Genomic DNA, 12,957 nt, shown 5'->3' with positions numbered 1-12,957 from the left:
CCGGTTACAGCGGTCGATCGCCTAGGCGATTCGGGTCGCTCGATGCTGTATCTCCGTATCCGGCACCACCGGCGGCGGCGGACAGGGATGACCAAGGAGTGCGCACCACATGACTATCGAAACCCCCCGTACCCGCCGGCCGCTCGGCGAGGAAGCCGTTGTGTACGTGCGGGACAAGATCATTTCAGGTGCCTTTGCCCCCGGTACACGGGTGCGTCCCGAGGCGGTCGCCAGTGAACTCGGAATCTCGCCTACTCCGGCGCGTGAGGCGCTCAAGGCGCTGGAGGTGGAGGGCTTCCTCAATCTCGAACCCCGCCGCGGTTTTACAGTCGCCACGGTGACCGGAGACGATATCCGGGATATCTTCCTGGTTCAATCCGCTGTGGCCGGAGAGCTCGCGGCGAGGGCTACTGCACGAATGACCGCAGCACAGTGCGCCCGTCTCGAAGAGATACACGCATCGCTCGTGGCCGCTTCGGAGCGGCACGATCTCGACGCTGTGGAGGAGGCGAACCATCGGTTCCATCGAGAAATCAATCTTGCTGCGGGAGCGCCCAAACTGGGTTGGGTGATCCAGATCCTCTCTCGCTACACGCCGCGGCGGTTCTATACGACCAAGGGTTGTACATGCTCCGCGGACTGGCCTGTGACCACAGTGAACGACCACACCGAGATCCTCGCAAAGATCGGGGGGCGAGATGCCCAAGGCGTCAGGGCTGCGACGCTCGAACACGTGCAACGCGCAGGCGAACAACTTGCGCGTCATATCGACGCCCGTCTGAACGGCGAGGACTGCAGTGTGTGAAGCAGGCGACTCCTCAGTGGTTGAATTCAAGTGACGTTGTTGTCAGAATCAGGCGATGCTGTTCTTCGCGCGTAACGCAAGAACGATCTGCTTCCCGTCGAGTTCATGGTTGCCCCGAATGACGTGTAACCAGCTACGGATTCGACTCACAGGCGTAGAGGAGAACTTGATGGGGCGAGTCGCTCGAGGAGACTCCAGAAAATCTGATGCGGTGATCGGTATCGACATGTTCGGTCCGCGTGCTGCAGATTTGCGCGTGGGTAGGTGATCGGGATGGCCGACGGTGAATTCATGTCCCACGATGACCCGAACTTCGACGAACAGCTCCGCAGCGCGGTGCACGTTGCGGAGCTGCCCTCTCTGCTGCCCGCGGTCGCATACCTGACCGGAGACCACACGCTCCTCCGAGAGGATCTACGGCCGGGTGTGCACCCGACACCGCTCGGGCTCGAACCGCAGGGTGGCCTCTCGAGCGAACAGCAGGAATTGGGACGTACTCTTGCGATGCGAGCTTTGCGTGACTGGCATCGGGCCGGTCGTCCTGCAGCGCCCGACTATCGTCCGGAAGACTTACGCGTTCTGATGGAGTTCGTTACCGGACCCGTCGACACCGACTACCTGTCGTTGTTTCTGGGACAGCTCGGCGTCGATGTGAACGGCCCGGATTGGACGCTCGAGGATGTGCGCCCCGATCGGGAATTCCGTGTCGTCGTGATCGGAGCCGGCATGTCGGGACTGGCCGCGGCGCACCGGCTCGACGAAGCAGGGGTCCCGTTCACGGTCCTCGAACGAAACGCCGACGTCGGCGGTGTCTGGCTCGAAAATGACTATCCAGGTTGCCAACTCGATACCAGCAATTTCTGCTACAGCTATTCATTCGCGCAGCACGCAGGGTGGCGATACCAGTACTCGCGGCGTGATTCCATCCTCGAATACTTCCGAGACTTCGCTGAGGCACAATCGCTTCGGCACCACATCCGATTCGGATCCGAGGTCTCTGCTGCGAGGTTCGACGAAGACGCCAGGATCTGGCGGCTCACCGTTCGCGATACCGCCGACGGGAGCGTGAGCACGATCGAGGCGCACGCCGTGATCAGTGCGGTCGGCCAGTTGAACCGCCCTGCTTTCCCCGCTACGCCCGGACTCGAATCGTTCACCGGCGACGCCTGGCATACCGCCCGCTGGAACCACGATGTCGACCTGAACGGAAAACGGGTCGCCGTCGTCGGTACCGGCGCCAGCTCCTTCCAGGTCGTCCCCGAAATCGCCGAAGCAGCAGAGGCAGTTGTGCTCTTCCAGCGAACTCCGCCGTGGATCATGCCCACCCCGAACTATCACGCCGAGCTTGCACCGGGCCTGCGATGGCTGCTCCGGGAAATCCCCGGCTATCACCGGTGGTTCAGATTCCTGCAGTTCTGGGTCGGCGTCGAAGGCCGTCGCCGATATGCCCTCGTCGACCCGGCGTGGGACAAGCCCGGATCGGTGTCCGAGGACAACCATGCCCTGCGTTGTGCGCTCGAGGAGTACCTCGAGCGTGAGTTCGCCGACCGCCCCGACCTCCTCGCGCACGTCGTCCCCGACTACCCGCCGTATGCGAAACGGATGCTCCGTGACGACGGCCGGTGGGCGTCCACCCTCAAACGCGACGACGTCGAGCTGGTGACGGAATCGATCACCGCGATCACTCCGCAGGGTTTGGTTACCGCGAACGGAAGCCACCACGAGGTCGACGTGATCATCTACGGAACAGGATTCCGCGCGTCCGAGTTCCTCGTGCCCATGGACGTGGTCGGCCGCGGCGGGGCGAACCTGCACGACGTCTGGGGCGGCGAAGCTCGGGCGAACGTCGGTGTCACAGTTCCCGGATTCCCGAATTTCTTCCTGCTGTACGGTCCCAACACGAATCTGGTGGTCAACGGCAGCATCGTGCTGTTCTCCGAGGCTGAGGTCGACTATGTGATGGCGTGCCTGCGAACGCTGTTCGATGCCGACGCACGTACGATCGACTGTCGGCCCGAAGCGCTCGAGCGCTTCTACGAGAGAGTCGACGCGGCGAGTGCGGCAATGGCATTCGGTGTGGAGGGTGTGCACAGTTGGTACAAGAGCTCGTCCGGTCGGGTATCGCAGAACTGGCCGCTGAGCACCCTCGAGTTCTGGCAGCGCACCCGGGGGCCGGACCCGTCCGAGTACGTCCTCGACCGCACCGTATGACGGGCTATCGATTCGATCCCGAACTCGTCGACGCGGCCGGACGGATTCGGGCCCCGGATCTGACCGACCTCGCGTCGGCCAGGTCTTCCGGTGCGCAACGCGCAGAGCCCGTTGCGTCGCACCCGTCTGTATGCGACGAGGAGTTCGGGATCGACCACGGCACGGGATACCCGGTTCTGCGCGTGCGCGTCTACCGGCCGCGTGACACCGATGAACTGTTGCCGGTGGTGCTGCACCTGCATTCCGGCGGCTACGTCATGGGGTCGATCGACGCCGCGCACGCACGCAATCAGCAACTTTCGCGCGAGGTCGGGGCCGTAGTGGTCGCAGTCGACTACCGGCTCGCCCCTGAGCATCCGTACCCGGCTGCACTCGACGACGCGGTCGCGGCGTTCACGTGGCTGGTGGCGGAATCGGAGTCTTTACGCGTCGACCCGAGCCGGATTGCGCTGCACGGGCGCAGCGCGGGTGGGGGGCTGGCTGAAGCACTCGCGTTGAAACTTCGCGACATGCGGCGGGGAGACAATGCACAGGGGCCGAGGCTCCCCGAACCGTGCTTCCAGTACCTCGCCGCACCTCAACTCGATGACCGGATCTCCACGCCCAGCATGCGTCGGTTCGTCGACACCCCGATGTGGTCACGCCGAGCGGCAGAAACGAGTTGGGCGTACTACCTTGGCGCCGGGGTGCCCGGGACGGTCCATGTACCCGCCTATGCGGCTCCGGCGCGTGCAACGGACCTGTCGGGCCTTCCTCCGGCCTATATCGCGGCGATGGAGTTCGATCCGATGCGGGACGAGGCATTGAACTACTCGCGTGCACTCTCGGAGGCCGGAATTCCGGTGGAGACCCATCTGTTTCCCGGCACGTTCCATTGTTCGGCGGTGCTGGTGGATGCAGCGGTATCGCGCCGGGAACTCGAGGAGGAACGTGCAGTGCTGCACGCAGCACTGCGCCTTGTCTGATTGAACTGCTGTGGAGTGCATATCATTCGGTGTCGAGCGAGCCGCACTACTCAGTTCTGCTCGTGGCTCGGTCATCTTGCAGATCAGCTGGTAGGAGACCGGTGTCGGACCCGACAAAGGAGCAGGTATGACCGCCCGAACGAGCGCGACGCCCCGATGAAGCGGACCAAAGACGCCGCCCGCACCGTGAAGTATGCACCCGATCGTCTCTGCGCCCGAGTTCGAGCGGACCAACTGGGCGTCGACATCGACCATCTTGACAGATCACTTGACGAGCCGGCTCGTCGAGAGTTTCGGTGGGCCGGACGCTTCATCCGGTCCATGGTCGACTCCCTGTTCTCACTCGAGCAGACCGGTGAAAGGCTCGCGACGGTTGCGCATCGGCGCGCTGCGGGCAAGACAATCATTCAGGTGGCGTGATGGAGATCCAACAGTTGCGGTATGTGCTCGCGGTGGCTGAGCACCGCTCATTCACCCACGCCGCGACCGCGGTGCACGCCACGCAGCCAACGCTCTCCCATGCCGTCGCGAAGCTCGAGTCGGAACTCGGGCTCAAGCTGTTCCACCGGTCGGCACGCGGCGTAACACCGACGCCGGCAGGTGATGTCGTGGTAGATCACGCCCGTCGCGTGGTCGCCGAGCTGGACGATCTGAGCACAACGGTTGCCGCGCTGCACGGGATCACGGCCGGTCACCTCCGTATCGTCAGTTCCCACTCGTTCACGAGCCCTATCGGGCACGTCATGGCGGCCTTCAGGCGGCGCTATCCCGACGTGAAGATGACAGTGCTTCACCCTCGCTCGAACGCAGCTGTCTACACGCTCGTCGCCGGCGGCGGATGTGAACTGGCGTTCGCCCGGATCAATCGAGCACCATCCGATGTCCACACCGTCGAGCTCGGGGCCGAACCGCTGGCGGTACTACTGCCACCCGGAACAGAGCCCCGTCCGAATCAGGCTCATCTGACGCCTGAACAGGTCTGCGAACTTCCGCTCATCTTGCCGAGCGCGGGGAACCCGACCCGCATCGCGCTCGATCGGTTCTTCACTACGCACGGCGCGCACCTGTCCGCGACCGTTGAGAACGATGACTACGAGTCAACCCTCGAGCTGGTGAGGTGCGGTGTAGGAGCCTGCCTGACGACGCTCTCTGCGGAGAGAATACCAGCGGGAACGCGCGTCAAGGCCATCTCCCCAACCCATACGACCAAGATAGGCCTGGTCTACCAGCATGGAAAACTCGATCCGGCCCCGGTCGCTTTTCTGCGGCTCACGCTGGCGGAATTCACCGGGCATTGACGTCCGCTATACATCGCATCGACAGAATTCTTTGGACTCTGCGAAGGCCGGCCGGTGAACTGGATCTCACAGACCAACTCCGACGGAGGAAAGCAAATGATCGATTTTCATCCACTCACATCTCGTATCGGTTGCGAGGTGCGCGGTATCGAACTGTCCGGCTCGGTGCCGACCGACACGGTTGCTGAGATCCGTAAGGCACTGGTCGAACACAAGGTGCTGTTCTTTCGGGACCAGCACCAGCTCACGGCCGCCGAGCACGTCGCGTTCGGCAGACTCTTCGGCGAGCTCGAAATCCATCCCTTCATCGGAGCGAACCGGGACCACCCCGAATTGATAGTTCTCAATCGATCTCCCGGCACCGAATCCGCGCGGTCACTGAGTCCGTACGGCGAGGATTTCTGGCACTCTGATGTGAGCTGGCGTGCCGAGCCGTCATTTGGATCCATCCTGCGCGCAAAGCAACTCCCACCGGTCGGCGGCGACACGCTATGGGCAGACATGGAGGCAGCGTTTCATGGTCTCAGCCCGGAGCTGCAGAATGCGGTGAGACCGCTGCGAGCGATCCATGACTTCGACAAGGCATTCGGCGCAGGCGTGACCGCAGATCGGAAAGCGGCGATGGCGCAGAAATATCCACCCGTGGAGCACCCGGTGGTGCGTACACATCCAGACACCGGCGCCCCGATCCTCTACGTAAACGAGCCCTTCACCTCGCGCATCGTGGGCATGGACATCTGCGAGAGCGACGCCCTCCTCAACCTGCTGTATCGCCAGGCGAGCAAGCCCGAATACCAATGCCGCCTCAGCTGGCGACCCGGCACGGTCGCCTTCTGGGACAACCGATCCACTCAGCACTATGCCTGCAATGACATAGGGGAGGGCACCCGTATCATGGAGCGGGTCACAATCGTTGGTAATCGGCCGTACTGACGGACGGACTCCGGTCGGCGACGCTTCCTGATGTCTGCATCGCCGGCGGGAGTCCGGTCAGGTGATGCCGCCTGCTCGGCGACTCGGTCCGGTGATCGAAAGTTCGGGAACAACGACCGACCGTCGGGATCACGGGTGGAGGGTTCGCGCCGTGTTCCGCAGCGTATGTGCGGAGTGCGCAGCAGCCTTCTCGTTTCGTGTTGTTGCAGGGAGATGCTCTGGTCCAGCGAACTGCTATCGGGTGCCGTCGGTCGGTGCCCACCGTGCCGCGACGAGCCGGTTCTGCTTGCGGCTCTCGGCCATTCCGGCCTTCAGCAGTTCCACCATCTCGTCGAGACGGTCGATGACGCTGCCGTGGGCAGGTGCTACGAGCGTGGGACGGTACCGTTCGAACAGGGCCTCGAGGTCCGGTTCGCTGTGCCCGGAATCGACGTGCCGAGTCCAGAACAGTGCCCGCTCGTTGAGGAACACCGTCTGCTCGAGGTCCGGGGCCTGCGGCAACTCCGAAGAATACAAGCGGCATTCACCGTGGAGATGGTGGTGCGAATACGAGAATCCGTCCGCCACGAACATCACTCCGCTACCGGAATCGAAGGCCCACACCGTATTCGGCAGGTCGCGCCAGATCGCAGGCAGCAGGTGGATCTCGCGTCCACCGAGATCGATGCGGTCCCCGACCGGGGTGGGCGCGAGCCGATCGGCCAGTTGTGGGTAGTACAGGTGGTAGTCGCGAGTGTCGCCGACCACGGTGAGTCCGGGATACTTGCGTGCCAGATGGGGAAGATTTCCGGCATGGGGCATCTCCGGGTGGGTGGGCAGAACGAGGTCGAGGGGACGATCGCCGAGCAGCTCGTCGAGTGCGGACTCGACGACGCCCCAGTGGGCGGGGTGACCGGTGTCGAGCAGCAACGTCCGGTCGTCGCCGACCACCAGGTACGTGGAGACGTGACCGTGCCAGATCTCGTCTCCGTACTCGAACTTCAGGCAGTCGCCCAGCCAGAACAGGCCCGGGGCGATCTCGCGAAACGGCTCAGCCATGAACGGGAACCTCTCCTGTGGAGTGAGCTCGACCGCAGGTCAGCAGAAGCTCGCGGGTCAGCTCGTAGTAGGAACGGACGGTCTCACGCCCGACGATGATCCGACCGTGACCAGGAGCTATCGCACGGATGTCGTAGGTGTCGAAGAGCCGGTCCAGTTCTTCGACGAACGGTGCCGGATCGGCGAGCAGCAACCAGTCGATCTTCGTGAACAGGCGGCGTGCCGCGGCGCTGCGGTCGAACGTGTCCGGGGTCGTGTGACGAACCAGATCGGATCGATCCGCATGATCGAGTCCCTCATATGCGAAGAAATCCGAGGTGAACAGGGTGCCCGTGCGCTCGTCGTACAGCCAGAACGTGGTCAGGACGCGGAGTGAGGTCGAGAGCAGGTCGACGCTGCGTCCCGGGCCGACCTCGATGGTGTCTCCGGCCTTCTTGCGAAGGATCTCGATGTGGTGGTCGGTGCGGATCTGTTCCTGCGGGCTGACGTCCTCGAAGAAGTCGAAGGGATTGCTCACACCGCCGCCGAAGATGCTCACGACGTTGAAATCGCGAATGACCGGACCGAGTGCGGTCACACAGTCACCTTCGAATCGCGTGCAGAACACCGACAATTTCGTTTCGGGCCCGAGGATCTCGCCCAGTTGGCCGAGCATCGTGCTTTCATGCGCCGCGACACCGGGATCGATGAGGAGGGCGTGCCCGTCTTCGACGAGGAGAAAAGAGTTGACGGGCTCGAACGCCGACGTGCCGGGAGAGGCCCAGGACAGGCGTCCGTCGTTCGGTGCCGCGTCGCCGACTGCGTACAGCGCATCGGGCACGAGCTCTACAGGCTGGGAAGTCATGGACAACTCCTGATCCGTTCGGGCGATGGCCGGCATAGCCGATGTGTGCCTCAGATAATCGAGATACGTTGCTGTGCAAGTATTTTTATCGAAAATGTGCACTTCCGACCATGATATCCCGGATCTGACGACAGTGTACATTATCGGCAAGGGTAGAGCGATGCGGAGGAAAGCTGTGGGCGAGAACTCGTGGGTACTGCGGAGAGGGGTGCACAATCCGACCGATTCCACTCCGGCGCGATTGCCGTATTCCGTGCGGCGCACGACCGCGGTCACCATCCTCCGCCCCGACGGTCGCGAGGGTCAGTTGCTGTTGCACGGCAGCGGAAGGGATCTCGGCACTCATGGTGACGGCTCGCCGGTGCAGTTCGACACCGTGCACAGCGCTGTGGAGATCGACTTCATTGGTGGTCGGACTGTGATGTCCGCAGATGCGGGGCAGGCGGGTCCGGATCTGACCGCATTGGTGGGCGTTCGTGCCGGGTCGGGGTTCCGGTCCGCACTCGCGGCAGCGCTCCCGAACGGTGCTCGGGAGCACTCGCTGCTCCACCGCGTACTTGACGACGTACCCGTGGCGACGGTGATATCCGGTTACGCACTCACTCGTGAGGATCCCGCCGTCACCGCTGTACCGGTTCCACGGACGAGTGCCCTTCCCCGCGCGGACTATTGTGCCGGATTCGCCACCGGTGGAGTGTTCATCGGCGGTATCGAAACCAACGGCACTGCGCCCGTGGTGATCGGTCCGCCCGCGCCGGACCTCGTTCGCGGGCCCGACCCGCTCGCGTGGCATCACCTGGACGCCTTGCCTGCGAAAGGTATGCGGCGGTTGCGGCGGATCGATGTCCGCAGAGAAGGGGACCTCGTCGTAGACGCGATGTTCCGCGATAGCTACGTGGACGAGCACTGCGTCGAGACGGTGGTGCACGAGTACCACCTGGACCTGACTGTCAGGGCCGACACGCTCGAGATCGTCCGTGCGGTGGCGACCCCGCGTGTGCTGCCCTGGCCGGAATGCTCGGGTGCTGTGGTCGCAGTGGACCGGCTGATCGGCAGGACCGTGCTCGATGTTGCACCCCTTGTGGTAGGCGAATTCAGGGGTGTCGGGTCGTGTACTCATCTCAATGACCTGCTGCGGTCCGTGGCAGACGTCGCGGAGCTGCCGATGAAGCTGGCGGCCTTGCACTGATGTCGCGCATCCCGACCGAGTCGGAGGTAGGTCAGGCCAGAGCCAAAGTCGTGAGGATGTCGGCAGAGAATGCATCGGAAGGCGCGTTCCATGGACCGGAATGCACGACTCCGAGCGCTGCGCCGAGTTCGGGATTCTCCCTGAGCGCACTGCGCATACGTGACCGCCTGGCAGCGCGGTCGGGCGAACCGAAGCCGGCGAGCAAGTCCGACAATGCGCTGGCGAACCGCAATCTCGCCATGCGTCTCTGACGCTCCTCGGCGTATCCGGCGAGGGTCTGTGGGGTCCATTCGTTGTGATCCAGGAGCGCCTCGGCCAGCACGCGCGCGTCGCGCAAGGTCACGCTGAGTCCCTGCGCAGTCACCGGATTGCTCCACCCGGCGGCGTCGCCGATCAATACTGCACCGGGAACAACGGTTTCGCTCGTCCACGCATCGTTCATCGGGAAGGTGGCACACGGACCGATGGGTGTCGACTCCGCAAGTGTCTGGGGGTCCGGGAAGATGGGCGTGCGGTACGACTCGAGGAACTCGGGGATCGCGGTGCGTCCCTTGATCGGGGTAGGATCGCTCGTGCGGCGTCCGACGTACAGCCGCAGTCGGTTGTCCTGTCTCGGGATGACTATGAACTGGTTGCGTCCGTCGATGGCAATCGTGGTCACGGAGCGGTCCCACACCCCGCCGTCGTCGACGAGCATGCCGGAGAGCTTGACCCTCGCATGGGTTGCGAACAATGTGACCCCGAGTGCAGCCCGGGTAGTGGAGGTCTTGCCGTCCGCGCCGACCACCAGTCGGCAACGCAGTGAATGGTTTTCACCGTCCATCTCGTAGGTCACAAGTGGCTCCGGCCCCACTTCGATTGCAGTTCGGTGCACGCCGCGAATGAGGACCGCCCCCGCTTCGGTTGCTGCTGCGGCAAGTGCTTCGCGTAGTTCGGGATGTCCGACGCCGATCACTCCGGGGGATCCGGGCACGACCGAGGACAGGTCGCTCGAGAGACGCTGTGCCGTCTCGACGGAGGATGCTTCGTCGTACGGAACCATCCGGGTGATCACCGACATTCCGTCGGCTGCGAGGAGCGTGTCTGCGACACCCAGTTCCACAGCCTCCAGATAGCCCCATGGCATGAGGGCCTCACCCCGGACCATGTCCCTGTAGACGGGTTCCCGCTCGAGTACGGTCACTTCCAGGCCGGCTGTGGCCAGACGGACCGCTAGTGCGCATCCACCGATGCCTCCACCGACGATCACGACGTCGCAGTCCATCCCACTACCTCCGATGCCGCCAAGAGTCATTTACCCACTGTAAATCAACCCATTTATTGTGACATAATGGCGTGTGCGTCGGCTAGACCGAATTCGAACGATCGAGGAGGTGCCGGATGGCTCGCCGCCGTGGTGGAACGCAGCCCAAGCCCATATCCGAGACAGATGTGGTGCAGGCAGGCCTGCGCGTCGTTGAACGTTCGTCCCTCGAACGGCTGACGGTGCGGGCGGTGGCCGAAGAACTCGGAGTCACCGCACCTGCTGTCCACTACCACCTGCGCGACACGGACGGACTCGTCAGTCGAGTCGTCGAAGCAGTGGCCGCACAGGTCGACATCACAGTGGACGCCGATGCCCCGTGGATCGAGCAATACATGGATATGGTCACCGCGATGGACCGGACCTTCCTGCGGTACCCGGGTACCGGCGTGTATGCGTTGACGGTCACCCGGCCCTCGCCCGCAGCCGGCCGCCTCACCGATACCGCGCTCGGGATCCTGCGGAAAGCGGGCTTCAGCGACGAGGAAGCGCGCGAATTGTTTACCGCGACTTATCTGATGTTCGTCGGCTGGCTCGCTACACGCGGGCTCGCCGAAAAGGGTGCGACGCATCCCGCACTTGCCGTGGCGGTCGGAAACCGCCTCGGGAACAACCGCACCGAACCGCTCGACGCAGCGCTGCGTCGCTTACTCACAGCGGGTCCGACAACGAATGGAGAACGGTCTTGACCGACAACGGCTGGATGAAGAGCTACTATGCAGCATGGGATTCCGCCGATGCGGACGAAATCTGCGCTTGGTTCGACGACGATATCGTGGTCGAAGATGTCCCTACCGGGCACGTTGCAGTAGGGGCTGTGGAGGCGCGCGCGTTCGTCGAGCGAGCTCTCGAGCTTACGCCCGGGACCACCTACGAGGTCGTGACAACCATCGCCGACGGCGACGAGTTCGCAGCCGAGTGGATCATGCGGCCCGCTGGAATACGTGGGACCTCGATCGGAACCCTGCGCAACGGCAAGGTTGCCACCAATCGCGACTATTGGAGTTCTGCGCGCGAGAAGAAAGAACACTGAACGCGCTCGAGGGGGAGTGATGTTCCGGCCACGGGGCCGTCAGCCGAGTGGTCCACCGGCTCCGTGGCCCTATTCCTCCAGTTCGAGCGCCATCACTCGAGGTCAGTGCTGAACCTTGATCGCTCCCATCGGGCACGCCATCGCGCCGGATTCGGCCGAACTCTCTGATCCCGGCGGAACCTCGAAGTCCGTCGGCGTCGCGAAGCCGTCGTCGTTGAGATCGTAAAGGTCCGGCGCTGTTGCAGCGCACATGCCGTGTCCTTCGCACTGCAGAGCGTCGATATGAATTCGCATGGAGGTACTCCGTTTCGGTGGGTGACTGCTGTTCGGTTCGGTACGAAAGTTGAAGTTGCTACGCGCGAATTCGCTCACGCCACTTGTGCAGATCGATATCGCGCGCCCCGTGGTCCCGGAGCCACCCTCCCGGCCCTCCCGGTGCGGTGGCGATCCGTTCGACGACCGCGGCGATTGCCGGTTCGGGCGTTTCGAACCAGTGGGCGCCGAGGAGTGGACGGGTCGAGCGCGACTGAACGGAGGCCCACCGCTGTCGCAGTGCGGGCATGTTCGGCGCGGTGGCGAGATAGTCCGCGATCACTGCTTCGGGACGAACTCCGGCGGCGAGCAGTAGCGCGGCAATTGCGACGCCGGTGCGATCTTTGCCCACCGCGCAATGGACGAGTACGGGCCCGTCCGCGTGGGCCACCAATGGGACGAGTGCGGCGATGCGTGCAGCGCCGGAGTCGAGGATGAGATCGTAGAGTTCCGGTAGATCTCCTGGCGGGGTAACCCCAGGTGCAGCGGCGTCGTGTAGCGGATGGTGATGCACGGTGGTCTGGTGGGGCCACTCGCATCGTGAACGCTGCACCTCACGATGCGATCGAAGATCGACCACGACACGCGGCGGCCAGGACGAAACGTGTGCCGGTACTGCGTCGTCCGTTCGGGGTGCGTCGCTCCGGTACAGCACTCCGGAGCGGGTTGTGCCGCCGTCCCCCATCGGTAGTCCGGCTACGTCGCGCAGATTGGCCAGGGTGGTGATGGTGTGTGCGGCAGTGCCGGATTCGATCACATCTGCTTCCTTCTGCGGGTCATGGTGGGGCGTGGGTGACGGCTTTGGGGTTGTCGTCCGCGCCGGTCCACCGAGTCTAAGTGACATCATCGTCAGATCCAAGGATTCGACGGTGTGCGATGGCAATCGAGCAACGAGCGATCCTCCCGTCTCGGCCGCCGGGCTGCAGTAACCCTGTTGACCGCGATGAGTAATCGGATTACCGTCTCGATCGGTGGTGATGTGCTTCACAGTTCGTTACTGCCGGCGATACGCCGCGACGCGTTGAT

Annotated in this window: 14 protein-coding genes; 9 read left to right on the top strand and 5 right to left on the bottom strand. The window is 63.6% G+C overall.

Features of this window, described 5'->3' with window-relative positions; all coding sequences use genetic code 11:
• Positions 1 to 109: 109 nt before the first annotated feature.
• The 6 genes from ACTDXD_RS06770 to ACTDXD_RS06745 all read left to right on the top strand — a co-directional run bounded on the left by ACTDXD_RS06770 (position 110) and on the right by ACTDXD_RS06745 (position 6,212).
• Entirely contained in the window at positions 110 to 805 is a 696-nt protein-coding gene (locus tag ACTDXD_RS06770; RefSeq protein WP_440126351.1) for a GntR family transcriptional regulator, read from the top strand.
• Positions 806 to 1,096: 291 nt separating this feature from the next.
• On the top strand, positions 1,097 to 3,016 hold the full coding sequence (locus ACTDXD_RS06765) for a flavin-containing monooxygenase (RefSeq protein ID WP_330153627.1): 1,920 nt from the start codon (positions 1,097 to 1,099) through the stop codon (positions 3,014 to 3,016).
• A complete protein-coding gene (locus ACTDXD_RS06760; RefSeq protein WP_440126350.1) occupies positions 3,013 to 3,981 on the top strand; it encodes an alpha/beta hydrolase in 969 nt (322 codons plus the stop codon). Before ACTDXD_RS06765 ends, ACTDXD_RS06760 begins: the two co-directional genes overlap by 4 nt.
• 156 nt (positions 3,982 to 4,137) lie before the next feature.
• Positions 4,138 to 4,401: a hypothetical protein gene (locus ACTDXD_RS06755; protein ID WP_440126349.1), complete on the top strand. Its 264-nt coding sequence runs from the start codon at positions 4,138 to 4,140 to the stop codon at positions 4,399 to 4,401.
• Complete coding sequence (locus ACTDXD_RS06750; RefSeq protein WP_330153625.1) at positions 4,401 to 5,279, top strand: LysR family transcriptional regulator; 879 nt, start codon at positions 4,401 to 4,403, stop codon at positions 5,277 to 5,279. Before ACTDXD_RS06755 ends, ACTDXD_RS06750 begins: the two co-directional genes overlap by 1 nt.
• Before the next feature lie 96 nt (positions 5,280 to 5,375).
• The gene (locus ACTDXD_RS06745; RefSeq protein WP_330153624.1) at positions 5,376 to 6,212 is read left to right on the top strand and encodes a TauD/TfdA dioxygenase family protein; all 837 of its coding nucleotides are present in this window, start codon (positions 5,376 to 5,378) and stop codon (positions 6,210 to 6,212) included.
• A gap of 234 nt (positions 6,213 to 6,446) precedes the next feature.
• Here ACTDXD_RS06745 and ACTDXD_RS06740 read toward each other — a convergent pair whose 3' ends face one another.
• Positions 6,447 to 7,250, bottom strand: a complete 804-nt coding sequence (locus tag ACTDXD_RS06740) for an MBL fold metallo-hydrolase (protein ID WP_440126348.1) — start codon at positions 7,248 to 7,250, stop codon at positions 6,447 to 6,449.
• Entirely contained in the window at positions 7,243 to 8,094 is an 852-nt protein-coding gene (locus tag ACTDXD_RS06735; RefSeq protein WP_330150903.1) for a hypothetical protein, read from the bottom strand. Before ACTDXD_RS06735 ends, ACTDXD_RS06740 begins: the two co-directional genes overlap by 8 nt.
• Before the next feature lie 175 nt (positions 8,095 to 8,269).
• On the opposite strand from ACTDXD_RS06735, the gene ACTDXD_RS06730 reads away from it, so the two are divergent.
• Positions 8,270 to 9,283 carry a DUF2889 domain-containing protein gene (locus ACTDXD_RS06730; RefSeq protein ID WP_440126347.1) on the top strand — a complete coding sequence of 338 codons (1,014 nt, stop codon included), beginning with the start codon at positions 8,270 to 8,272 and terminating at the stop codon, positions 9,281 to 9,283.
• A 31-nt stretch (positions 9,284 to 9,314) separates the two neighbouring features.
• Here the strand turns inward: ACTDXD_RS06730 and ACTDXD_RS06725 are convergent, their stop codons facing one another.
• Positions 9,315 to 10,577, bottom strand: a complete 1,263-nt coding sequence (locus tag ACTDXD_RS06725) for an FAD-dependent oxidoreductase (protein ID WP_330150901.1) — start codon at positions 10,575 to 10,577, stop codon at positions 9,315 to 9,317.
• A gap of 86 nt (positions 10,578 to 10,663) precedes the next feature.
• On the opposite strand from ACTDXD_RS06725, the gene ACTDXD_RS06720 reads away from it, so the two are divergent.
• The gene (locus tag ACTDXD_RS06720; RefSeq protein WP_330150900.1) at positions 10,664 to 11,275 is read left to right on the top strand and encodes a TetR/AcrR family transcriptional regulator; all 612 of its coding nucleotides are present in this window, start codon (positions 10,664 to 10,666) and stop codon (positions 11,273 to 11,275) included.
• Positions 11,272 to 11,619, top strand: coding sequence for a nuclear transport factor 2 family protein (locus ACTDXD_RS06715; RefSeq protein WP_330150899.1), 348 nt, complete (start codon positions 11,272 to 11,274; stop codon positions 11,617 to 11,619). The genes ACTDXD_RS06720 and ACTDXD_RS06715 overlap by 4 nt, the downstream gene beginning before the upstream one ends.
• Before the next feature lie 102 nt (positions 11,620 to 11,721).
• Here the strand turns inward: ACTDXD_RS06715 and ACTDXD_RS06710 are convergent, their stop codons facing one another.
• Together ACTDXD_RS06710 and ACTDXD_RS06705 are read right to left on the bottom strand one after the other, a co-directional pair.
• Positions 11,722 to 11,913, bottom strand: a complete 192-nt coding sequence (locus ACTDXD_RS06710; RefSeq protein WP_330150898.1) for a ferredoxin — start codon at positions 11,911 to 11,913, stop codon at positions 11,722 to 11,724.
• A 58-nt stretch (positions 11,914 to 11,971) separates the two neighbouring features.
• On the bottom strand, positions 11,972 to 12,688 hold the full coding sequence (locus tag ACTDXD_RS06705; RefSeq protein ID WP_440126346.1) for a tyrosine-protein phosphatase: 717 nt from the start codon (positions 12,686 to 12,688) through the stop codon (positions 11,972 to 11,974).
• Positions 12,689 to 12,957: the final 269 nt, after the last annotated feature.

This window comes from Rhodococcus sp. SJ-3, assembly GCF_051918125.1.
GTDB lineage: Bacteria > Actinomycetota > Actinomycetes > Mycobacteriales > Mycobacteriaceae > Rhodococcus.
This window is presented reverse-complemented; position numbering and strand designations above follow the sequence as displayed.

What these genes read in the sequence shown, in the direction of transcription:
- ACTDXD_RS06770 (WP_440126351.1), top strand. Translation starts at nt 110, where the DNA reads ATGACTATCGAAACCCCCCGTACCCGCCGGCCGCTCGGCGAGGAAGCC.
- ACTDXD_RS06765 (WP_330153627.1), top strand. Translation starts at nt 1,097, where the DNA reads ATGTCCCACGATGACCCGAACTTCGACGAACAGCTCCGCAGCGCGGTG.
- ACTDXD_RS06760 (WP_440126350.1), top strand. Translation starts at nt 3,013, where the DNA reads ATGACGGGCTATCGATTCGATCCCGAACTCGTCGACGCGGCCGGACGG.
- ACTDXD_RS06755 (WP_440126349.1), top strand. Translation starts at nt 4,138, where the DNA reads ATGAAGCGGACCAAAGACGCCGCCCGCACCGTGAAGTATGCACCCGAT.
- ACTDXD_RS06750 (WP_330153625.1), top strand. Translation starts at nt 4,401, where the DNA reads ATGGAGATCCAACAGTTGCGGTATGTGCTCGCGGTGGCTGAGCACCGC.
- ACTDXD_RS06745 (WP_330153624.1), top strand. Translation starts at nt 5,376, where the DNA reads ATGATCGATTTTCATCCACTCACATCTCGTATCGGTTGCGAGGTGCGC.
- ACTDXD_RS06740 (WP_440126348.1), bottom strand. Translation starts at nt 7,250, where the DNA reads ATGGCTGAGCCGTTTCGCGAGATCGCCCCGGGCCTGTTCTGGCTGGGC.
- ACTDXD_RS06735 (WP_330150903.1), bottom strand. Translation starts at nt 8,094, where the DNA reads ATGACTTCCCAGCCTGTAGAGCTCGTGCCCGATGCGCTGTACGCAGTC.
- ACTDXD_RS06725 (WP_330150901.1), bottom strand. Translation starts at nt 10,577, where the DNA reads ATGACTCTTGGCGGCATCGGAGGTAGTGGGATGGACTGCGACGTCGTG.
- ACTDXD_RS06720 (WP_330150900.1), top strand. Translation starts at nt 10,664, where the DNA reads ATGGCTCGCCGCCGTGGTGGAACGCAGCCCAAGCCCATATCCGAGACA.
- ACTDXD_RS06710 (WP_330150898.1), bottom strand. Translation starts at nt 11,913, where the DNA reads ATGCGAATTCATATCGACGCTCTGCAGTGCGAAGGACACGGCATGTGC.